The organism is Cellvibrio fontiphilus, from assembly GCF_042646205.1.
Classification (GTDB): Bacteria; Pseudomonadota; Gammaproteobacteria; order Pseudomonadales; family Cellvibrionaceae; genus Cellvibrio; species Cellvibrio fontiphilus_A.
In genome coordinates this window covers 214361-234870 of record NZ_JBHRTF010000006.1, presented here as the reverse complement: position 1 = coordinate 234870, position 20510 = coordinate 214361, and the positions used below count along the sequence as shown (strand labels likewise).

23 protein-coding genes are annotated in these 20510 nt (G+C 46.3%); 5 read left to right on the top strand and 18 right to left on the bottom strand.

All coding sequences use genetic code 11. The annotated features are described in order from the left end of the window. Nucleotides 1-13: 13 nt before the first annotated feature. Nucleotides 14-850 carry an HDOD domain-containing protein gene (locus tag ACFODX_RS14840; protein ID WP_378120543.1) on the top strand — a complete coding sequence of 279 codons (837 nt, stop codon included), beginning with the start codon at nt 14-16 and terminating at the stop codon, nt 848-850. A 72-nt stretch (nt 851-922) separates the two neighbouring features. Here the strand turns inward: ACFODX_RS14840 and ACFODX_RS14835 are convergent, their stop codons facing one another. Next, on the bottom strand, nt 923-1984 hold the full coding sequence (locus ACFODX_RS14835) for a LacI family DNA-binding transcriptional regulator (RefSeq protein WP_378120541.1): 1062 nt from the start codon (nt 1982-1984) through the stop codon (nt 923-925). 233 nt (nt 1985-2217) lie between these two features. Here ACFODX_RS14835 and fucP point away from each other — a divergent pair, with 233 nt between their 5' ends. After that, entirely contained in the window at nt 2218-3540 is a 1323-nt protein-coding gene (gene fucP, locus ACFODX_RS14830; RefSeq protein WP_378120539.1) for an L-fucose:H+ symporter permease, read from the top strand. Nucleotides 3541-3610: 70 nt separating this feature from the next. Here the strand turns inward: fucP and moaE are convergent, their stop codons facing one another. Genes moaE through moaC form a run of 3 tightly spaced genes read right to left on the bottom strand, consistent with a single transcriptional unit; the run spans nt 3611 to nt 4804 of the window. Then, complete coding sequence (gene moaE / locus ACFODX_RS14825; RefSeq protein ID WP_378120537.1) at nt 3611-4063, bottom strand: molybdopterin synthase catalytic subunit MoaE; 453 nt, start codon at nt 4061-4063, stop codon at nt 3611-3613. A 1-nt stretch (nt 4064) separates the two neighbouring features. Beyond that, on the bottom strand, nt 4065-4313 hold the full coding sequence (gene moaD, locus ACFODX_RS14820; RefSeq protein ID WP_378120535.1) for a molybdopterin converting factor subunit 1: 249 nt from the start codon (nt 4311-4313) through the stop codon (nt 4065-4067). Between the two features lie 2 nt (nt 4314-4315). Further along, on the bottom strand, nt 4316-4804 hold the full coding sequence (gene moaC / locus ACFODX_RS14815; RefSeq protein ID WP_378120532.1) for a cyclic pyranopterin monophosphate synthase MoaC: 489 nt from the start codon (nt 4802-4804) through the stop codon (nt 4316-4318). A 122-nt stretch (nt 4805-4926) separates the two neighbouring features. Here moaC and dusA point away from each other — a divergent pair, with 122 nt between their 5' ends. The 3 genes from dusA to ACFODX_RS14800 all read left to right on the top strand — a co-directional run bounded on the left by dusA (nt 4927) and on the right by ACFODX_RS14800 (nt 7475). Beyond that, nucleotides 4927-5913: a tRNA dihydrouridine(20/20a) synthase DusA gene (gene dusA, locus ACFODX_RS14810; protein ID WP_378120530.1), complete on the top strand. Its 987-nt coding sequence runs from the start codon at nt 4927-4929 to the stop codon at nt 5911-5913. Nucleotides 5914-6067: 154 nt separating this feature from the next. Continuing rightward, nucleotides 6068-7021, top strand: coding sequence for a transaldolase (gene tal / locus ACFODX_RS14805; protein WP_378120528.1), 954 nt, complete (start codon nt 6068-6070; stop codon nt 7019-7021). Beyond that, nucleotides 7014-7475: a tellurite resistance TerB family protein gene (locus tag ACFODX_RS14800; RefSeq protein ID WP_378120526.1), complete on the top strand. Its 462-nt coding sequence runs from the start codon at nt 7014-7016 to the stop codon at nt 7473-7475. Before tal ends, ACFODX_RS14800 begins: the two co-directional genes overlap by 8 nt. A 31-nt stretch (nt 7476-7506) precedes the next feature. On the opposite strand, the gene ACFODX_RS14795 is transcribed toward ACFODX_RS14800, so the two are convergent. The 14 genes from ACFODX_RS14795 to ACFODX_RS14730 form a co-directional block, all read right to left on the bottom strand. Continuing rightward, the gene (locus tag ACFODX_RS14795; RefSeq protein WP_378120524.1) at nt 7507-7989 is read right to left on the bottom strand and encodes an STAS domain-containing protein; all 483 of its coding nucleotides are present in this window, start codon (nt 7987-7989) and stop codon (nt 7507-7509) included. Beyond that, on the bottom strand, nt 7989-9185 hold the full coding sequence (locus ACFODX_RS14790; RefSeq protein WP_378120522.1) for a PP2C family protein-serine/threonine phosphatase: 1197 nt from the start codon (nt 9183-9185) through the stop codon (nt 7989-7991). Before ACFODX_RS14790 ends, ACFODX_RS14795 begins: the two co-directional genes overlap by 1 nt. A 180-nt stretch (nt 9186-9365) precedes the next feature. Beyond that, a complete protein-coding gene (gene der, locus ACFODX_RS14785; RefSeq protein ID WP_378121015.1) occupies nt 9366-10769 on the bottom strand; it encodes a ribosome biogenesis GTPase Der in 1404 nt (467 codons plus the stop codon). A 153-nt stretch (nt 10770-10922) separates the two neighbouring features. Then, a complete protein-coding gene (gene bamB, locus ACFODX_RS14780; RefSeq protein ID WP_378120520.1) occupies nt 10923-12149 on the bottom strand; it encodes an outer membrane protein assembly factor BamB in 1227 nt (408 codons plus the stop codon). Then, a complete protein-coding gene (locus ACFODX_RS14775) occupies nt 12150-12845 on the bottom strand; it encodes a YfgM family protein (protein WP_378120518.1) in 696 nt (231 codons plus the stop codon). It lies immediately after the preceding gene. Between the two features lie 64 nt (nt 12846-12909). Further along, a complete protein-coding gene (gene hisS / locus ACFODX_RS14770) occupies nt 12910-14181 on the bottom strand; it encodes a histidine--tRNA ligase (protein ID WP_378120516.1) in 1272 nt (423 codons plus the stop codon). Nucleotides 14182-14211: 30 nt separating this feature from the next. After that, nucleotides 14212-15336, bottom strand: a complete 1125-nt coding sequence (ispG, locus tag ACFODX_RS14765; protein ID WP_378120514.1) for a flavodoxin-dependent (E)-4-hydroxy-3-methylbut-2-enyl-diphosphate synthase — start codon at nt 15334-15336, stop codon at nt 14212-14214. A 36-nt stretch (nt 15337-15372) separates the two neighbouring features. Further along, on the bottom strand, nt 15373-16416 hold the full coding sequence (locus tag ACFODX_RS14760; protein ID WP_378120512.1) for a RodZ domain-containing protein: 1044 nt from the start codon (nt 16414-16416) through the stop codon (nt 15373-15375). 28 nt (nt 16417-16444) lie between these two features. Continuing rightward, the gene (gene pilW, locus ACFODX_RS14755) at nt 16445-17224 is read right to left on the bottom strand and encodes a type IV pilus biogenesis/stability protein PilW (RefSeq protein ID WP_378120510.1); all 780 of its coding nucleotides are present in this window, start codon (nt 17222-17224) and stop codon (nt 16445-16447) included. 50 nt (nt 17225-17274) lie between these two features. Then, on the bottom strand, nt 17275-18453 hold the full coding sequence (rlmN, locus tag ACFODX_RS14750) for a 23S rRNA (adenine(2503)-C(2))-methyltransferase RlmN (protein WP_378120507.1): 1179 nt from the start codon (nt 18451-18453) through the stop codon (nt 17275-17277). A gap of 30 nt (nt 18454-18483) precedes the next feature. After that, complete coding sequence (gene ndk, locus ACFODX_RS14745; protein ID WP_378120505.1) at nt 18484-18909, bottom strand: nucleoside-diphosphate kinase; 426 nt, start codon at nt 18907-18909, stop codon at nt 18484-18486. A gap of 174 nt (nt 18910-19083) precedes the next feature. Next, a complete protein-coding gene (locus ACFODX_RS14740; RefSeq protein WP_378120503.1) occupies nt 19084-19506 on the bottom strand; it encodes a SufE family protein in 423 nt (140 codons plus the stop codon). A gap of 47 nt (nt 19507-19553) precedes the next feature. Then, nucleotides 19554-20090: a putative Fe-S cluster assembly protein SufT gene (gene sufT / locus ACFODX_RS14735; protein ID WP_378120501.1), complete on the bottom strand. Its 537-nt coding sequence runs from the start codon at nt 20088-20090 to the stop codon at nt 19554-19556. A gap of 24 nt (nt 20091-20114) precedes the next feature. Further along, entirely contained in the window at nt 20115-20474 is a 360-nt protein-coding gene (locus tag ACFODX_RS14730) for a HesB/IscA family protein (RefSeq protein WP_378120499.1), read from the bottom strand. Between the last annotated feature and the right edge of the window lie 36 nt (nt 20475-20510).

Genomic DNA, 20510 nt, shown 5'->3' with positions numbered 1-20510 from the left:
GTCAGGACAAGCAATGAATCCCATCGCAGAAAAAGTACGCCAGGAAATCATCACTGCCATTGAGAAAGACCAGCTAGTTTTACCTACCCTGCCGGAGGTTGCGCTCAAAGTAAGAGAGGTTGCAGACGACCCGGACGCGGATATCGATAAGCTCACACTGGTTATTGGCAATGACGCGGCGTTAAGCGCTCGAATCATTCGTGTCGCCAATAGCCCTTTACTGCGCGCCAGTCGAGCAATTGAAGATTTACGCACAGCGCTTATGCGCCTTGGCATTCAGTACACCTGTAATATTGCTACCGGTCTGGCCATGGAGCAGATGTTTCAAGCGACCTCGGATCTCGTCGATATGCGCATGCGCGAAGTTTGGAGCCGCTCCAGTGAAGTTGCTGGCATCAGTCACGTTCTCTGTAAACACTACACCAAATTGCGCCCGGATCAGGCAACCTTGGCTGGCCTTGTCCACAAAATTGGTGTTCTACCGATTCTTACGTATGCTGAAGACCATCCTGCCCTACTAAAAGACAGCTTTACCCTGGATGCAGTAATCGAAGAACTCCATGCTCCCTTGGGTGATTTGATACTGAAAACTTGGGGATTTCCAGAAGAGCTGGCCCATATACCTACGCAACATATAGATTTTCAGCGCTCTATACCCAAAGCCGATTATGCCGATGTGGTTACCGTTGCCATGCTACAAAGCTATTTGGGAACAGACTCAGCCATGACAACAATTGACTTCACCAAAGTCAGGGCGTTTGAGCGCTTGGGGCTTGATCCCGACATGCAAGTCAGTGAATCAGAAGATTTAAGTGCAGACATGGAAGCCGCCATGTCCATGCTTGTGTAGGAATTCGATCAGCATCTACTCGAAAGTGGCTCCGGGGCACTGGGCCACTTTCCCAACATTCCACCAATCAAATCATTTCACTCTGGTCGATTTTCCGGCCACCTTCTCAACAGATTTACCCGGCAATAACGGGCCAGTAGATTCGCGAAGAATAATGCTCGAGTTCAGCATGCTGGCAGGTAGCTGTATATCCTTACCTCGCAATTGTTTGAGCAGTAAGTCAGTCGCTTTTTTTGCCATCTGACGAATCGGCTGGCGAATAGTAGTTAGAGATGGCCATATTTGATGTGCAACCGGCGTATCGTCAAACCCGGCCACGGACAAGTGACCGGGAATTTTTATATTCATTTGATGAGCTACCATCATTACACCAGCGGCCATGTCATCGTTTGCTGCAAATATCGCCGTTGGCCTATCGGCCAATTCCAGCAATTGTTGCGCACAGGCCTCTCCGGACTCAAACGAGTTATCCCCCTGCGCAACCAAGACCGGCATAAGGGGTAATTCGTTTTCAATGAGCGCGGCCTTGTAACCCTCATAGCGCAGTGACATTGCACGGTGATCCGGATGCCCGCAGATAAAACCAATACGTGAATGCCCCTGGGCAATAAGCTGACAGGTCATATCGTAGGATGCTTCTTCATCATTGGTTTCAACATAGGGTGACGCCGATTTATTCTCCGTCGGTGCAACACGCACAAAAGGGATATTCATTTTTTTGAGCAGCGATATCACCGCCATATTGTCGGAGAGCGGCGGCGTTAACATCACACCATCAACGCGCTTTTCCAAAATCAAATCCGTTACTTCCTCAATCAGATTGGGGTCGCGATGAATAGCCGGGTGTACCAACAACTCGTAGCGCTGCGGACGACAAATTTCCAGCACGCCCTCCTGAATATCCAACACATAATGCGCACTGGGGTGCCCGTAAATTAACCCCAGCAGATAGGAGCGATTACCCGCCAGACTGCGAGCAGATTGATTAGGGCGATAACTCAACTCACGGATAGCGGCCTCTACTTTCTCACGCGTAGCCGGCCTAACATTGGGCTCGTTATTCACCACACGCGACACAGTTTTCATTGAAACACCGGCCAGCGCAGCAACATCATCAATGGTTGCTTTAGTCAATTGAATTACCTCTGCTTTATATTTTTATAGGTCAATGTGACCATAAGAAAACGAGCTTGCAACCGATTGTAGTCCGACCACAAACAATGTGACAGCTTTATAAGCTTGCATTATAGTACCGCGCGCTTACGTCAGCTTGCTCAAGCCGCGTAAAGACGCCAAGGTTATATCGGCAACTTTATTTTAAGACCACGACAACGACAAACAATTTATAACAACGAGGTAACAACCCCATGGCCAGCATTCCGCAAGGCTCAACACAACCAGTAGATTCGAATGACGAAACGTCATATACGATTCCCTTGATTATTGTAACTATCTTGTTTTTTATGTGGGGCGCCATTACCTCACTGAACGACGTACTTATCCCCCACTTAAAAGGGATTTACAATCTGAGCTTTGCGCAGGCAGCACTTGTACAGGTGTGGTTTTTTGGCGCTTACTTTCTGGTATCAATTCCTGCAGGCTTGTATGTACGCAGCTTTGGCTATCAAAAAGGTGCGGTTACTGGTTTGGTAATCGCTTCTGCAGGTTGTGCGCTGTTCTATCCTGCAGCATCCAGTGGCTATTATTTTTTCCTCTTTGCACTTTTTATTCTCGCGTCGGGCATTACCGTACTACAAGTCGCGGCAAATCCTTATGTTGCTGTACTTGGACCAGCAAAAACTGCATCGAGCCGCCTTACACTTACCCAGGCATTCAACTCACTCGGAACAACGCTTGCACCTAAATTTATTGCCGGATTAATTCTTGGCGGTGCGACTTTTCTTACCGCTGAAGAAATAGCAAAACTTGACCCTAATGGATTAGCAGCTTACCGCCTACAAGAAGCCTCTTCAGTGCAAGGCCCATACCTTGTTGTAGCCGGCATGCTACTAACCTTGGCAATTGTTTTTGCAATTATTAAATTACCTAAAATCGCTCAAGCTGAAGATGACGCAAAACAAAGCTTTAAAGAGGCATTTGTCTCTAACATTGAAGCCATTAAACAATTCCCTCACCTCTCTCTTGGCGTTATAGGAATTTTTGTTTATGTAGGAGCCGAAGTCTCTATAGGCACCTGGCTTGTTAATTATTTAGGGTTAACTAATATCGCAAATATGGATGAGGCTGACGCAGCAGCTAACTACCTTTGGTTGTATTGGGGAGGCGCAATGGTGGGTCGATTTATTGGTTTTGCTGCACTACGCTTTTTCCGCCCAGGCATGGTACTGTTTACGTGCGCCTCGGTATGTACATTGCTACTAATGTCTGTGGTATTTATGGATGGAAAAATAGCCATGTGGTCGATCATACTTATTGGTCTATTTAACTCTATTATGTTCCCAACTATTTTCACTATGGCACTGCATAACCTTGGCAAATATACAAGTCAAGGCTCAGGCTTGCTGTGTATGGCCATTGTTGGCGGAGCAGTAATTCCTTACATGCAAGGCACGTTGGCTGACAATATTGGCCTGCAATTGTCATTCCTGCTACCAGCAATTTGTTATGTTTTCATTTGTTTCTATGGTAAAAAATACGCATCACTTTACGATAAAAAACAATACTCGTGAGAGCATTTGCAACAAATAAAAAATGGGCGCCGGGCGCCCATTTTTTATTTAACGCTCCGATTAATTCACCTCACCAACGCTCACTTGCAGCTTTATCCGCCTGATTCTCCTCTACCCATATTTCGCCCTCCTCCGTAATTTCCTTTTTCCAAAAGGGAGCTTGGGTTTTTAAAAAATCCATTAGAAATTCTGCCGCTTGAAATGCCTGTTCGCGATGCTTACTGGTCACGCCAACAAATACAATTTGATCCATCAAATGCAATCGGCCAACTCGATGAATAATGCGGACTGACAACAAATCCCAGCGCTGTTTTGCACTCTCCAATATTTGTTCCAATACCAGCTCTGTCATACCAGGATAATATTCCAGTGAGAGCCCCGATACACGCCGCGATTGATTCATCTCCCTGACTCGGCCAACAAAAAATACCACCGCTCCAGCATGTGCATCACCCGTTACCAAGCTTGCGTACTCATTACCCACATCAAAATCATCTTTTTGAATAGCAATTGAAAAAGGCATATTAACCCCCCGTTACCGGTGGAAAAAACGCCACTTCATCACCAGCCTTTAATGACAAATTACTCCGAACATATTGATGATTAAGTGCGATAAGTATTTTTTTGCTCTCGATGAATTGCTTCCAGTGCGGATTGATCTCACAGAGGTATTTTTTCAATTCATCAATCGATTTAGCTTCAGCCGCTTGAACCTCTATACCCTCACAACCGAGCTGCTCACGCAATTGGGCTAAAAAAACAATCCGAATCATTCTCAAAGCACCTCGGTTTGCACACGTCGATAATGACCACGCCGACCGCCCATTTTCTCCAACAGGCAGACTTGCTCAATCACCATTCCCATATCTACAGCTTTACACATGTCGTAAATCGTCAGCGCGGCTACACTTGCAGCGGTAAGCGCCTCCATTTCTACCCCGGTTTGCCCAGTTAATTTGCAGTAACTGGTAATTTCGACACAAGAATTTGCCTCATCCAGACTGAAATCTACCGAAACTTTACTCAATGCCAAAGGGTGACATAACGGAATCAAATCGGCACATTTTTTTGCCGCCTGAATTCCCGCAATGCGCGCCACCGCCAGAACATCACCTTTTTTCAGGCTGTTATTTTTAACCTGCTCCAAAGTCTCGGGCTGCATAACTACGCGCGCAAAGGCTCGCGCTTCGCGAATGCTGGCAGGTTTATCAGACACATCCACCATGCTCGCGCAACCATGAGAATCTATGTGAGTTAATGACATAAACGGTTTCTTCCTCATATTGGGCCAGTTTGCTGTGCAGCCCTATTCAAATATCGATATCATAAAGCACCATGCCAATAACAATTGGCATTTTATATTACGCCTTCATATTTCGAACCCTAATGACATCACCTAAACTCCTTGATCACCGCTTCACGCTCGCCCCCATGATGGAATGGTCTACTTCAGACTGTCGTACCTTTTGGCGCATGCTCAGCAAAAAAGCCGTGCTTTACAGTGAAATGGTAACCACAGGTGCGCTTTTACACGGTGACCGCAAACGTTTTTTAGATTACAACGCCTGCGAACATCCGCTTGCTCTACAGCTTGGAGGTAGTAACCCCAAGGATCTTGCCCAGTGCGCGATCATCGCAGAAGACTGGGGTTACAATGAGGTAAACCTGAACTGCGGCTGCCCAAGCGACAGAGTACAGAACGGCATGATTGGCGCTTGTTTGATGGCGGAACCTGAATTAGTGGCTGAATGTATTGCTGCCATGCGCAACGCGGTAAAAATTCCGGTTACGGTCAAGCACAGGATTGGTATCGATGACATGGAGGACTACGCGGGTCTCGAAAACTTCGTGCGAACCATTGCCGCCACAGGTTGCGATACCTTCATAGTACATGCCCGCAAGGCATGGCTTAAAGGACTTAGCCCAAAAGAAAATCGTGAGATTCCACCCCTACAGTACGACAAAGTTTATCAGTTAAAACAAGACTTCCCTCACCTGAATATTATTATCAACGGCGGCATCACCACACTGGAACAATGTAAAAATCTACTGCAAGAAGTAGATGGTGTAATGATTGGTCGGGAGGCGTACAGCAACCCTTATCTGCTTGCCAACGTTGATCAGGAAATTTACGGCTGTACAACGCCTGTTATTAGCAGGGAGCAAGTCATGGAACAATTCAGGGGATATTGCATCGAACAATTGCAATCAGGGGCTCGCTTAAACCATTTAACACGGCACATCCTGGGGCTTTATCAGGGACTTCCGGGCGCCCGACAATTCCGCCGGATAATTAGTGAACAGGCACATAAGCCAGGCGCTGGAATAGAGGTACTGGAACGCGCGCTTGCTGCTGTAAATGAGTTACCATGAGCAGAAATCAGATAAATTAGAGAACCTGAAAGGTTATGCATTTATCGCTTTATAAGAAATGAGCACTTCATTCAAAAAGTCATTAAGACTATAATATTTCTAACGGCAATAAAACGAACATCAACCACGTTATATCAGCAATAGGATTACTACTGTGACTAGCAAACTCGAACAACTGAAGCAATTTACCGATGTTGTAGCCGATACCGGCGATATTGAAGCCATTCGCCTTTACAAACCACTGGATGCAACCACCAATCCATCACTGGTGTACAAAGCAGCACAAATGCCGCAATACCAAGATTTGTTAACTGCCTCTATCGCCGCCAGCAAAAGCATTTCGAACAGTGCAGAACAACTGAGTGCCGCCTGCGATCATTTGGCGGTAGGTATAGGTTTGGAAATATTGAAGATTGTTCCCGGCCGTATATCCACTGAAGTGGATGCTCGCCTGTCATTTGACACCAAGGCCTCTATCGCTAAAGCCCACCAATTAATTGCTCTGTACGAAAAAGGTGGAGTTGATAAATCGCGCGTATTGATCAAACTGGCGTCCACATGGGAAGGTATTCGCGCCGCAGAAGTTCTGGAAAAAGAAGGCATCAACTGCAATCTGACATTGTTGTTTGGATTTAATCAGGCCGCTGCTTGCGCAGATGCGGGTGTATTTCTGATTTCCCCTTTTGTTGGTCGTATTTTGGATTGGTACAAAGCCAACACGGACAAAAAAGAATATACCGCTGAAGAAGATCCGGGTGTGATCTCTGTGCGCCAAATCTACAACTACTACAAGCAAAACAACTACAACACTGTGGTTATGGGTGCGAGCTTCCGCAACATCGGTGAGATTGAAGCGCTTGCCGGTTGCGACCGCCTCACCATCAGCCCTCAATTGCTACAGGAGCTGGATCAAGACAAGGGCGAGTTGAAGCGCATTTTGTCTCCTAACAACGTGGGAGAGAAAATTGCAAAACAAATCGAAACTGAAGCTAGCTTTCGCTTTGGTCTTAACCAGGATGCAATGGCGACAGAAAAGCTCGCCGAAGGCATTCGCGGTTTCGTGAAAGATCAAATCAATCTAGAGAACCTGTTAAAATCCCGTGTTTAATAAGCTCTCCAGATTTATCGAGCGCCACCTGCAAATAGGTGGCGACTCTCTCGCGCTTACTGACCACCAGAAACAACTGGCGGTTGCTGCATTGTTAGTAGAAATTGCAATAGCAGATCACAAATTTTCAGAAGCGGAAACCGTTAAGCTCAGTCAGTTGCTCGCACAAAAATTTTCTATTGAGACAGAAGAAATAAACGAGTTAATTGATCTCGCCAAAACGGAATCTAATCACGCCACCTCTCTTCATCAGTTTACACATATAGTGAATAGTCAATGCTCGTCAGACGACAAACTACGACTGATAAAAGCAATGTGGGAGATAGCCTACGCCGATGGGAATCTGGACAAGTACGAGGATTATATGATTAGGAAGATTGCAGATTTAATTTACGTTTCGCACAGCGATTTTATCAGGACAAAAAACCTGGTCAAAACCGGACTGAAGCTGTAACGAAGAGTTTGAACGTTTGCGACCGGGAAAATCAGCAGTTCTCGAGCATGTTAACAAGATTGCGAAAGGTGTCTGCGTTTGTCGTATTTAATCCCATCAAAATTTTGTGCGCTTCCAAGACCTTTTCTTTCACAGCCCTCTCATCACAGTTAACGCAATTTAATGGCTGGGCATCCAACACAGGCGCATCCAAACTATCAACTATCGCAAATATATCGTTGAAGCCCATGGTTTGAAGAATACGTTGAATACTGGGGTTGCTTGCAAGAATCACCGGCACTATACCGCATCGCTCCTGCCCCAAAATCGAAATTTTTGCCATTAAACCAAGTGTTGTGCTGTCTATCGCTTCAGCATCTGAAAGATCGAAGAGCACTGAAGTGAAGTTTTCACTTTTAAACATAGCATCGATAAATTGATCGAATGATACGCACAAAGTCAGGCGAACATCACCTAGCATTTTAATGATGTAAACACCATTGTGGTCGGCAACTAAAATTTGGCCGGGTTTCATCAATTTATACCCCTAGAAATCGATAAGACCGCAATATCATCAGGATTATCGCGAATCTCTTTTATCACCAAAGTATTACAGACTGAATCCAAAGTGCCAGTGCTCGCAGCAACCAACTCTAGTAAATGCCTCTCTTTTTCGGCCAACTCAGACTGAGGCAAAGTTTCCAACACACCATCTGAAAAACATACTAGTGCAAAGGTTTCAGGCAAATCTCTCTCATAAAGCTGCCAACTGACATCTTTAAAAATGCCGGCCGGCTTTCCCTGACCACCAAGGTATTCCGCCCCTTTTGCTGTGATTAAAATGGGCATTGGCAAATGTCCCGCCACTACATAATGCAGTTTGTGCGTTTGGGTATCTATGACCCCCACAAAAAGCGTCAGATGATGACTCAGTCGTGTCTCATGCAGCTCGCGGTTGATTTGTCGCAGCATCTGATCGGCACCATCAACAAAGGAGTTTTCGTCGCCAAACAATCCCTCTTCACGCACCATTCGACTTACCAGATGCTTCAGCCAAATAGTAACAAACGCAGACGAAGCGCCATGGCCGGAAACATCGGCAAGATAAAACGCAAGATAACGCTGCTTTATGTGAGCGTAGTCAACAAAATCACCACTCAAAAAAAGTGATGGAATTATTGTGTGGGCTACTTTATACCCCTCCTGCGTGGTCAGACCTGATGGCATCAGTCGTCGCTGTACACGGCGTCCGGCTATCTGATCACGCTCCAAAGCCCTAAGGTTTTCTTTAAGTTCGCGGTTGGCATTTTCCAATTGCACCCTGTAGCGCGAATTTTCAGCCTCCAAATCCTGCCTATCCAAGACTTTATTAATCGAATGAACAAGAACTTCCAAGTCCACCAGAGGTTTTATCAAGTAATCGCGAGCCCCAAGTCGCAAAGCAGCGACAACGTCGTTCATCACACCCGCCCCCGATACCACAATAACTGGCAATTGTGGGAACTTTTCATGAACTGTTTGCAACAACTGCAAACCATCGCCGTTGGGCATGCGTAAATCTGTTATCAAGAGATCGGGGAGTGTGACAGCTGATTGAAGAAGGTGGAGCGCAGAGTGAGTATCTGTTGCAAACTCCACAGCAAAACCACTATCCGACAGATAGGTAATAAGGCTTTGGCGGACGAGGGCATCGTCATCGATGATAAGCAGCTTGCGGCTTGCGGGTGTCATCTTCTGCTCGGACGTGAGGTTCAAATGGATCGAAGGCCGATCAATAAAGCGCGTAACACTACTCCTTCACCAACAGGGTTGCAAGTTGATCTTAGCTATTCCAGATAGGCTTTTATTGTGTTTAATTGGCGCAGCAAAGGCTTGATCGAAACCGATAACTACGCCGACAAAAAACCAATTTTATTGAGGCTTTTTATTCTTTTTGTCACGTTCAGCCTTTCTGCGAAGCTCAACCAGTTGGCGCTGCGTCAACTTGGCCTTACGCTCTGAATAGGGGTTCTCGTTATTACGAAACTCGATTTTTATCGGCGTGCCATGAAGATCCAATACGCGGCGGAAAGTTTTCTCCAGATATTTGGTGTAATGACTAGGCACATCGTTGGTCTGGTTGCCATGGATGACAATAATCGGTGGGTTATGCCCACCGGGATGGGCATAACGCAATTTAATACGCCGCCCTTGAATCATAGGCGGTTGATGCTCGCGCACGGCGTCTTGCAAAATTCGGGTAAGGTAATTGGTGCTAAATTTGTCGGTGGCGGATTGGTAAGCCAATTCGATGGATTTGTACAGGTTCCCTACCCCAGTGCCATGTAAAGCTGAAATAAAGTGGATAGTTGCAAAATCCACAAATCTTAGCCGACGCTCAATTTCCTTTTTCACATACTGTTTATGTGATTCATCCAAACCATCCCACTTATTGAGAGCAATTACCAGAGCGCGCCCCGCCTCAATAGTAGTCCCCATAAGATGAAGATCCTGTTCAACGACGCCTTCACTGGCATCCATTACCAGAACAACTACATTAGCGTCAGCAATAGCCTGCATGGTTTTAACAATAGAAAACTTTTCTACCATCAGATCTATGTTCTTGCGTCGACGCACACCTGCGGTATCGATAATGGTGTAAGGCTTATCAAAGCGAGTGTAATTTATGTAAATACTATCTCGTGTAGTGCCAGGCTGGTCATAGACAACTACCCTATCCTCGCCCAGCAAGCGGTTTACCAGTGTTGACTTTCCTACATTCGGGCGCCCCACGATGGCGATTTTGATGCCTGTGGCCTCTTCTGGCTCATAACCTTCGGGAAACTCAGGAATCTCAGCCAGAACTTCTTCCATAAGAGATCTGACACCGCGACCATGACTTGCGGTTGTTGGATACACCTCACCTAAACCCAATTCATAAAAAGGAGCCAATGCTATATCTGGATCTGTGCCATCAATTTTGTTGGCAACCAGATAGGTTTTTTTATTATGTACACGCAGATGTTTGGCGATCATCTCGTCAGCCGGATTCAACCCTGCACGACTATCAACGATAAAAAGTACTATGTCAGCCTCTTGAATAGCCAGCAGGGATTGCCCGGCCATCATGCTGTCTATGCCTTCTTCTTCACCGCTGATTCCACCTGTATCTATCACAATAAAGCGACGGTTTTCCAAGACGCCTTCGCCGTATTTACGGTCACGGGTCAACCCTGGGTAATCTGCCACTAAAGCATCGCGAGATTGGGTCAGGCGATTGAAAAGAGTGGATTTACCCACATTAGGGCGGCCTACAAGTGCTATTACAGGGATAATCATAGAGGTATCAATGAGGTAGATGTCAGAGTGAAGGCGGGAATCGCCTAAAAATCAATTTTGCCTAAAAACAAAACCAGCCGCAGTGAAGTTTACCATTAATCACTCAAGGTAAATTCAGCGGCTGGTTTTATCTAGTGGTAAATATGGAGCCTACTTTTCTTTCTCAGCGCGAAATGCGATTAACTTGCCACTATTGGTGAACACATAGAGTGTTTCGCCATTGGTTTGCATGGGAGCACGGGCACCTTTACGATCCACTCTTGTACGGGCAGCAAATTGACCATCATTTTGATTGAGAACATGCATGTAACCCTTGTAGTCAACCACCGCCAGATAATCGCCAAATACCTGAGGGCCATTTAAGTTACGACGCAACAATTGTTCGTTAACCCATAACTGCTCGCCGGTAGCTGTGCTGTAAGCAGCAACCTTTCCATCGGAGAGAGATACAAACACCTTGTCAGCAGAAACAGCAAGGTTTTCACTGGTAGATCCGTCGATACCCCACAGTGGGCTACCTGTACCTCTTGATATGGCACTGACTCGTCCCTGAAAAGTACCAACATAAATAACGCCATCCCGCAGGATAGGACTCGCGTGTATGTCAACCATACGCTCCAACTCAGAACGTCCTTTGGGTGATGCAATCCGCTGCTCCCACAAAATCAACCCATTAGAAGGGTTGAATGCCATCATCCTGCCGTTTGAAAAACCTGTGTAAATGGCGGTGTCGGTGACAATTGGAGAAGGTGTTCCACGCAACGTAAGCACTGGGGGTTGGTTGTCATAAAACCAAAGCTGCTCTCCGGTTTTGGCATCCAGCGCATACAACTTACCGTTCACCGACTGTGCAGCTACCACAGAGCCGTTAGTGCGGGGAGCGGAAACTACCTCTCCGGGTAGCTGTTTACGCCAAAGTTCATCGCCACTCTCTTTGGACAAAGCCATGACTTCGCCCGCGTAGGTCGCGACCAACAACATACCGTTTTCGGCCGCTATACCACCAATAATCTGACGATTGGGGTCCGCCGCAACGAAAAAGCCTTTTAACCAAGCCCACAATCCTTGATTGGCTTTGTTAATCTTGCGCGACCAGAGCTTTTTACCAGTTTCAGCATTCACCGCAACGACAAGCCCTTCAAAGTCCACGGCATAGATGGTGTCGCCATCCAATGCTGGAGTGAGACTACTAAAACCTTTGTTTTGACCTTCGCCTATACCACGCTTCCAAACCCGATCCAAGTCGATGGTTTCTTCAAAATCGACCAATTCCATAGGTTCGTTCCCGGTTTTTTTGCTAAACCAGGAACATCCGGAAACAGCGAATGCACAAAGCAAAACCAGCCAGCTAAAGTGCCTCACAGAGACTTGCGTCATTTATTTCTCCTCAGCAACAGGGGCTGCCGGTACAGAATCGTTCACTTTCAAATCATCAACTTTCATTTGCAACAACATGTAACGCTCTTGCTGCTGTGGATCAATTGAAGCCAAGGCTTTTTCAAATGACGTTCTAGCTGCGTCCAAGTCACCCTGTAATTTTAAAATATCACCGCGCGCTTCGGCATAATCAGCAACAAACGCTGCCGCAGGCTCTGGCGTTAATTGGGAAAGCGCCTCATCGTAGGCTTTTTGTGCTGTTAATACGCGAGCCAAACGCAAACGCGCCAACTGCGCGGTTGCAGCATCGGGTTTGGCAGATAAAACCCATTTAAGTTCACTTACTGCTGCATCCAGCTTGTTATCTTCAACAGCTAATTTTGCTAGAAAAAATGCCGCACTGTGTGCATACATACTTTTGCTATTGATTTCTTTGAGTTGACCTGCCAAATGAGCGACTGTCGCTTTATCGGCATCGGCAATTACTTTGCCTGACTCAACGGTTACCAACTTCAATAACTCTTCATAAATCATTGACGCTTTTTCTGCAGTCTGACGCTTTTGATCCTGCCATGTGGTGTAACCGAAATAACCAATTACAGCAACCAGCACAGCAATCACAACGGTTTTACCGTAATCTTTCCACCAACGTTTCATTACTTCTAATTGTTCTTCTTCTGACAAATGTACGCTCACAATCGACTCCTATAGGCTTTGCGCAGGACGCAAGAGATATTAATGATTTAAAAACGTTATTTTTTTATTCAAGCGATTGCAAATAAACAATCGCTTCATCAAAGCTTAGCAACTGCTGCTCTAGCTCATCGCGCAGGAATTTGATACCAACTTTGTCGGATTTAACTTCATCCTCACCCAGAATTAATGCCATCTCCGCACCACTCTTATCAGCTCGTTTTAATTGGGTTTTAAAATTGCCACCACCGCAATTAACCATCAACCTTACAAAGGGTAATTCGTCGCGAATGCGCTCAGCAAACTTTATTGCCTGTGGTTGCACATCACCCACCGCAACCAAATAAATATCCGTTTGCTGGTCCAATCCATCAGGTACAACCTCAGCAGCTTGCAGCAATAACACCAAACGCTCAAGACCAATACCAAAACCAACTGCAGGTGTTGGTTTTCCACCCAATTGTTCAACTAGGCCATCGTAACGTCCACCTGCACAGACAGTACTCTGGGAGCCTAATTTGTCAGTGACCCACTCGAACGCCGTTTTACCATAATAATCAAGCCCGCGCACCAAGCGCGGATTTACCTGATAAGCCACGCCTGCAGCGTTAAGAAGACTTTTCAGGCCTTCAAAGTGCTCGCGTGAAACCTCGTCCAGATAATCCAACAAAACAGGCGCTGCATCTAAAAGACGCTGGGTATTAACATCTTTTGAGTCCAGAATACGCAAAGGGTTTGTATCAAGACGGCGCTTACTATCTTCATCCAGCTGATCTTTTACACCATCAAGATAAGCCACCAAGGCCTGTTTATAAGCGGCGCGCGCGTCTGCACTGCCAAGCGAATTAATTTGTAAACGAACATGTTCCGCCACACCCAAGTCCCGCAAAATTCGCGCGCTTAATACCAAAACTTCTGCATCAATATCGGGTCCCTGAATACCGAAGGTCTCAACACCGATCTGGTGAAATTGGCGATAACGTCCTTTTTGTGGACGTTCGTGGCGAAACATAGGCCCCATATACCAGAGGCGTTGTGTTTGATTGTAAAGCAGACCATTTTCTTCGCAGGCACGCACACAACAAGCAGTACCTTCCGGGCGCAGAGTCAAACTATCGCCATTGCGATCCTCAAAGGTATACATTTCTTTTTCTACAATATCGGTTACTTCACCGATAGAGCGTTTAAAAAGTTCGGTCGCCTCAACAATAGGAAATCTGATTTCTTGATAGGCATAGCGCGCAAGTATGTCAGTAACTACAGACTCTACGTATTGCCAAAGTGGCGAATCTGCCGGAAGCAGATCATTCATACCGCGAATTGCTTGTATTTTTTTCAATTTAAAACCTTGTCAGTCGTTTTAAAAACATCAGGCTTTCGCGATGATATTTTTTGCGTCTTCATCAATTTTTGCCTGCTTTTGTGCAGCTTTTGCACGAATAAGGCGTTCGAGATTGTCCACTAGATTCTCATTGGTTAGTTTTTGATTCGGCTCACCATCAATGTAAATCAAATTACTTGGCGTTCCTCCTGCAAGCCCTAAATCAGCCTCTTTAGCTTCACCGGGTCCATTTACTACACAACCGATCACAGCGACATCCAGAGGCACAGTAATGTCCTCTACTCGCTGCTCCAAGTCGTTCATCGTTTTAATCACATCAAAATTTTGGCGAGAACAACTGGGGCAAGCGATGAAATTCACACCTTTACTGCGTATTTTTAAACTGCGCAGCATATCCCAACCGACTTTGATCTCTTCAACTGGATCGGCAGCCAACGAAACACGGATGGTATCGCCTATACCATCCATTAACAGTGCACCCAAACCAATCGCCGATTTAACGGTACCTGAGCGCAACCCACCTGCTTCAGTAATTCCCAGATGCAGTGGCTGCTCAATTAAGCTAGCCAATTTGCGATATGCAGCCACAGCCATAAAGACATCAGAAGCTTTAACACTCACTTTAAAATTCTGAAAATTTAATTGATCAAGAATTTCTACGTGACGCAACGCAGATTCAACCAATGCATCAGGAGTTGGCTCGCCGTATTTTTTCTGCAAGTCTTTTTCTAGAGAACCGGCATTAACGCCGATACGAATAGGAATATTCAAATCACGGGCTTTGTCGACGACCGCCTTAATGCGTTTTTCGCGGCCTATATTGCCAGGGTTAATACGCAAGCAATCAACACCCAAGTCAGCAACACGCAGGGCGATACGATAATCAAAGTGGATATCGGCAACCAACGGAATGGTAACCTGCTTACGGATAGCACCAAATGCTTCTGCAGCATCCATTGTCGGCACGGATACCCTCACTATATCGGCGCCTGCAGCCTGAATGCGACGAATTTGCTCAACAGTCGCACTGACATCTGTAGTTTCGGTATTGGTCATGCTCTGTACCGAAATAGGCGCATCACCACCCACGGCAACATTTCCAACCATAATTTGTCGGGACTTACGACGTTTTATAGGAGACTCGCAATGCATAACTTTTCCCGATTTATGTCCAATGAGATGATCGGCCTACTGACCTACTTTTAATGAAAGAACATTAGTTGATGATAATGGTGTAAATGCAAAAGGCTCACCATCTAATAAAATATTGGCCGCCAATGCATTGCCCAGCTTTACATCGAATGGAGCTCGGCCACGCAACTGCAGCGTACTTCCAGCTGCCTGTAAATCAGCTGCAAGCACATCGCCATTAGCATCGCTGACTTCGACCCAACACTCAGCACTGAATGTCAACGTAAGCACGGAAAGCTCAATTGAGCCGGAGGTTCTTGGCTGGCTTTGCGACTCCGAAGAAGATTCCGTAAAAGCACTCAATTCTGCAGCTGCAGAGCTAATCTCTGAGTTTACAGTACTGCTTTCTGTATTTCTGACAGCGTTATTTCCTGTATTTTTAACAGCATTACTTTCTGAATTAACGGGACTACTGTCCGCACTCGAGGAATTTGCAAGTGCTTGTAGGTCGTCAGGAATTTTGACTACCTCAGCCTGCAAGGCAAGAGAGCTTGTGGTGTCACCTACCGATATGTTTGTCGGTGATTCTGAACTCAGCGCATGTAAGCTGACAGTACTTTTTGCTGGAATTTCACGTACATCTAATTGCGGTACGACGGCTGCAGGACGATTGATAACAGATTGCTGGCGGTTATCAAAAAACCAAATAGAAATCAGCCAAATTATCGCCAATAAAATCACAATAGCTGCAGCAAACTTCCCAATAGGTTTTGCGGCGGACTCAGTCTTTCGAGGGAGCGACTGTTCCGTCGCTCCCGTCTTTTGTAAAAATCGATCATAGGCAGCTAACAGCTGCAGCACATCCAAGTGAACCAGATTGGCGTAGGCGCGCAAGTAACCACGCACAAAAGTGTCAGCCCCCATATGACGATAATCATCCATCTCCAGCGAACGGACTTTGGTAAGCGTCATGTAAAGCTCTTTTGCAACTTGCTCCTGGCTCAGATTGGCCCGTTCACGCGCCCATACCAGTAACTTACCCGGAGAAAGATCTCTTGAGCGGCCATCGTCAATGTTTTTTTTGTCGTCGTCAGAAATCATTTTTAGCCTGTAAAAAGCGCAAATTGCCTCACATCATCGTTTGTTTGTATTCAAGATATTCTCTTGAATAGGGATAGCGATTTTTCAACATCAATAAATAACTAGCTTCTTTGTCTTTGTTACCAAATACACGCTCCAGGCGAATGCCCAATAACAATGAACGAGGCGTTACCTGCCCCAAAGCTTGATATCTATCCAAATGCTGTTTCGCGGCAGCGTAATCTTGCTTTTGGAAGTTAATATCAGCTAGCTCTATATGTGCATCAGCCATACCGCGATCAAGGACGGCGGCGTGCTCCAAGGCAGCTTTGGCGCGCTCGTTTTTACCCAACAACAAAGCAGTTCGCCCTACATTAACCAATGCCGATGCACGATCGGTATATTCAATGTCAGCTGCAGCCAATTCAAATTGCTCCAACGCCTCTTCGTAGCGTTTTGCACCAAATAAAAATACACCGTAATTGTTGCGCGCCAATGTGAAATTCTTTTTGGCTTTTATAGCCTTCTTAAAAGTTTCCTCTGCCAACTCTGGCTCACCTTCGAGTTGATACAAACGCGCCAAAGTCTCAGTAGCATCAGCTGAGTTGCGATTTATTTCCGCCGCCTTACGCAAATGATGGCGCGCAGACTCACGGTTACCCCTATCGATATACCCTTGAGCCAATTTGATGTGCAATTCTAAAGACTTGGCCTTATCGACAGGTCGATTCGGTTTTCCACCTTCAGAGACACATCCCGTCAATAACACAATCGCCATCAGGCTCAAGGTCAGTAATTGCAGTAGTTTATGCTGTTTATTGCTTTGCATTAACGCACCTACCTTCAATCAAATTGCCAGTGTTAAGAGGCCAACCAGAACTACTGGTTAACAATTTTAATACTTTGCACTTCATCAAACTGCGCGCGATAGCGCTCACTGCGGCGGGTAACATCATTCACCTGCCCCGCTAATTGACCGCAAGCGGCATCGATATCGTCACCGCGCGTGGTACGCACGGTGGTGATATAACCCGCCTCCATCAAAATATCCTGAAACTTGCGCAACGCATTGTTGCTAACGCGCTTGTAGTTAGACAAATTAAAGGGATTAAATGGAATCAAATTAATTTTTACCGGCACATCACGCAGTAACTCAGCCAACTCGTGAGCGTGATGTGGGCGATCATTCACCTGATCGATCAAGGTATATTCGATAGTGATTTTGCGATGGGTGTCTGGCATGGCCTCAATGTAGCGCTTGGCCGAGTCCAGCAACATGGCGATAGGATATTTACGATTGATGGGCACCAATTCATTACGCAGCTCGTCATTGGGCGCATGTAACGAAATCGCAAGACAGGCATCGGTATACTGGCTCAAGCGATCCAACTGCGGCACAACACCGGAAGTACTTAATGTGACGCGACGCTTGGAAATGCCATAAGCATTGTCGTGCATCATTAAATTCATTGCGTCAACGACATTGTCGAAGTTTAAAAGCGGCTCACCCATTCCCATCATCACCACGTTAGTCACACGACGTGGACCATTGGCAGCCAGCTGACCAAAGGATTTTGCGGCAATCCACACCTGCCCAATAATTTCTGCGGCAGTCAAATCGCGATTAAAACCCTGTTTGCCGGTCGCACAGAAGCTACAATCCAACGAACAGCCAACTTGCGATGAGACGCACAGCGTGCCGCGATCACCATCGGGAATAAAAACCGTTTCAATGACGTTGCCGCCACTCACTCGAATTAAAAATTTGCGTGTGCCGTCGGTGGAATCAAATTGCTGCACCACTTCAGGCAGGCGAATTTCGGCAATATTTTTTAATTTTGCGCGCAAATCTTTACTAACATTGGTCATGTCATCAAAGTTGTCAGCGCCGAGCTGGTGAATCCATTTCATCACTTGAATGGCACGAAATTTTTTTTCGCCGATGGATTCAAAAAATGCAATCAATTTGGCTTCGGGCAGGCCCAATAAATTCATTTTGGCAGAGCCTTCTGCAGCAACCGCATCTGCGGATGAAATAGAATTGGTTACTTCAGACATGGCTCAACACCTATAAAAAAATAAAAACAATTAACGCAGATTAACTTCGTTGCTGGCAAAGAAATAAGCAATTTCACGCGCAGCGGATGCTGGCGAATCGGAACCATGTACAGCATTCATATTGATTGCTTCAGCATAATCCGCGCGGATAGTACCCGGCGCCGCTTTTGCCGGATCGGTTGCACCCATCAGCTCACGGTTTAGCGCGATAGCATTTTCACCGGATAGCACCTGCACAACGACCGGGCCAGAGGTCATAAATTCAACCAAACCCTCAAAAAAAGGCTTGCCATGATGTTCAGCATAAAAACCTTCTGCCTGAGCGCGGCTCAACAACATCATACGCTGGGCAGCAATTTTCAAACCGGCCTGCTCGAAACGGGCAACAATCGCACCGATCAGATTCTTACGCACTGCATCAGGCTTGATAATGGATAAAGTTTGTTCAACAGCCATGAGAGACTCCACACAATTTTCTGGTTAAGTTAGCGCCTTCTATACCGCAACCAGCGATTCAGGGGCCCACAAAATACAAAACCCGCGAATTATACGCGGGTTTACCGTATTTTTATATGTAGCTATTTGATTAATAAACAAAAACAGCCAAGGTTTTAAGGCTTTACCAAGGGTTTAGTTCACGCTGAGGGCACGATCCTGTATTCGCTTAACCATGGCCTTAAGCCCATTGCCACGCGTAGAACTGAGGTGCTGCAACAAATCCAGCCGGGCAAAATAAGCATCAATATCAAATGCCAGGATCTCGCCGGGTGTTTTACCGTTAAACGCAGCCAACACCACACCCAACAATCCTTTCACGATAAACGCATCGCTATCAGCCTGAAAAAACAATTTTCCATCACGCTGCTCATCCACCAACCATACCTGGCTTTGGCAGCCCCGCACCAAGTACTGCTCAATACGCAGGGCAATATCCATGGGAGGCAACTCTTTGCCCAAGTCGATAATGTATTTGTAGCGCTCCTCCCAATTATCAAAAAAACCGAGTGTATCTATGATGTCATCAGCGGTTACATCTATACCGAACTGGGTCATTAAAAGTCCTCAATGGGGCACAAATACCCGCAAAAACATAAAACTCATCAATAAAACATACCCGTTTGCAGCTGGGCTTCTTCACTCATCATGTGGCGCTGCCAAGGAGGATCAAATAACAGCTCAACCTTTACCGACTTTACATTCGGCACCAAACGCACACGGTATTCCACATCGCCCACCAACACCGGCCCCATACCACAGGCGGGCGCAGTCAGTGTCATACGCACCTCTACCTGCTTGGTTTGCTGGTCGATATTGACACTGTAAATCAACCCCAGATTAACCAGATCCACCGGGATTTCAGGATCGTAAACACTGCCGAGTGCCTGCCAAACTTGATCTTCCTGTATTAGATCATCTGCGGGCGCTGGAAACTCGATGTTGGTAGGCTCAAGCCCTAGCAGGTGAGCATCAGTACCATCCACACGCACCATTTGACCATGATAAGTAAGAGTGTAGTTACCACCCAAGGCTTGGGTTATGGTAACGAAAGTACCTTCAGGAATTGTAAGCGGTGTGCCGTCCGGCACCCGCCGGGCCGGGCAATCGGCCTGGGCAACCACCATGCGTCTTTCAGACATAGAAATTCTCTCGGCAGACGCCGCTTAATTAATGCTAAAACTCTCACCACAACCACAGTAATCCTTGGCGCGCGGATTGTTAAATTTCAATTGGCGATTCACACCTTCGGTCACGTAATCAATCTCAGTACCACTGACGACAGATAAACTGGCTGAGTCCACCAGAAGCTCGACCCCCGCCTCCAAAGGCAGATGCAAATCATCAGCCTTGGCCTCAGAAACCAAATCAACCACATACATCCAACCGGTACAGCCGCTTTGTTTTACGCTCAAACGAACGGCTGAGGCATTTTTACTCGCGCTCAATTGGCGCTTGAAATGCGCAGCAGCAGCCGGGGTGACAACGACCGTGTCTTGTTGCGGATCAAATGAAGCGATACTCATGATCTACTCCGATTTACAGCTCAATCAGGATGATAG

Coding starts and splice junctions, on each gene's coding strand:
- ACFODX_RS14840 (WP_378120543.1), top strand. CDS start 14: ATGAATCCCATCGCAGAAAAAGTACGCCAGGAAATCATCACTGCCATT.
- fucP (WP_378120539.1), top strand. CDS start 2,218: ATGGCCAGCATTCCGCAAGGCTCAACACAACCAGTAGATTCGAATGAC.
- moaE (WP_378120537.1), bottom strand. CDS start 4,063: ATGCCTTTTTCAATTGCTATTCAAAAAGATGATTTTGATGTGGGTAAT.
- moaD (WP_378120535.1), bottom strand. CDS start 4,313: ATGATTCGGATTGTTTTTTTAGCCCAATTGCGTGAGCAGCTCGGTTGT.
- moaC (WP_378120532.1), bottom strand. CDS start 4,804: ATGTCATTAACTCACATAGATTCTCATGGTTGCGCGAGCATGGTGGAT.
- dusA (WP_378120530.1), top strand. CDS start 4,927: ATGACATCACCTAAACTCCTTGATCACCGCTTCACGCTCGCCCCCATG.
- ACFODX_RS14795 (WP_378120524.1), bottom strand. CDS start 7,989: ATGAAACCCGGCCAAATTTTAGTTGCCGACCACAATGGTGTTTACATC.
- ACFODX_RS14790 (WP_378120522.1), bottom strand. CDS start 9,185: ATGACACCCGCAAGCCGCAAGCTGCTTATCATCGATGACGATGCCCTC.
- bamB (WP_378120520.1), bottom strand. CDS start 12,149: ATGACGCAAGTCTCTGTGAGGCACTTTAGCTGGCTGGTTTTGCTTTGT.
- ispG (WP_378120514.1), bottom strand. CDS start 15,336: ATGCATTGCGAGTCTCCTATAAAACGTCGTAAGTCCCGACAAATTATG.
- ACFODX_RS14760 (WP_378120512.1), bottom strand. CDS start 16,416: ATGATTTCTGACGACGACAAAAAAAACATTGACGATGGCCGCTCAAGA.
- pilW (WP_378120510.1), bottom strand. CDS start 17,224: ATGCAAAGCAATAAACAGCATAAACTACTGCAATTACTGACCTTGAGC.
- rlmN (WP_378120507.1), bottom strand. CDS start 18,453: ATGTCTGAAGTAACCAATTCTATTTCATCCGCAGATGCGGTTGCTGCA.
- ndk (WP_378120505.1), bottom strand. CDS start 18,909: ATGGCTGTTGAACAAACTTTATCCATTATCAAGCCTGATGCAGTGCGT.
- ACFODX_RS14740 (WP_378120503.1), bottom strand. CDS start 19,506: ATGACCCAGTTCGGTATAGATGTAACCGCTGATGACATCATAGATACA.
- sufT (WP_378120501.1), bottom strand. CDS start 20,090: ATGTCTGAAAGACGCATGGTGGTTGCCCAGGCCGATTGCCCGGCCCGG.
- ACFODX_RS14730 (WP_378120499.1), bottom strand. CDS start 20,474: ATGAGTATCGCTTCATTTGATCCGCAACAAGACACGGTCGTTGTCACC.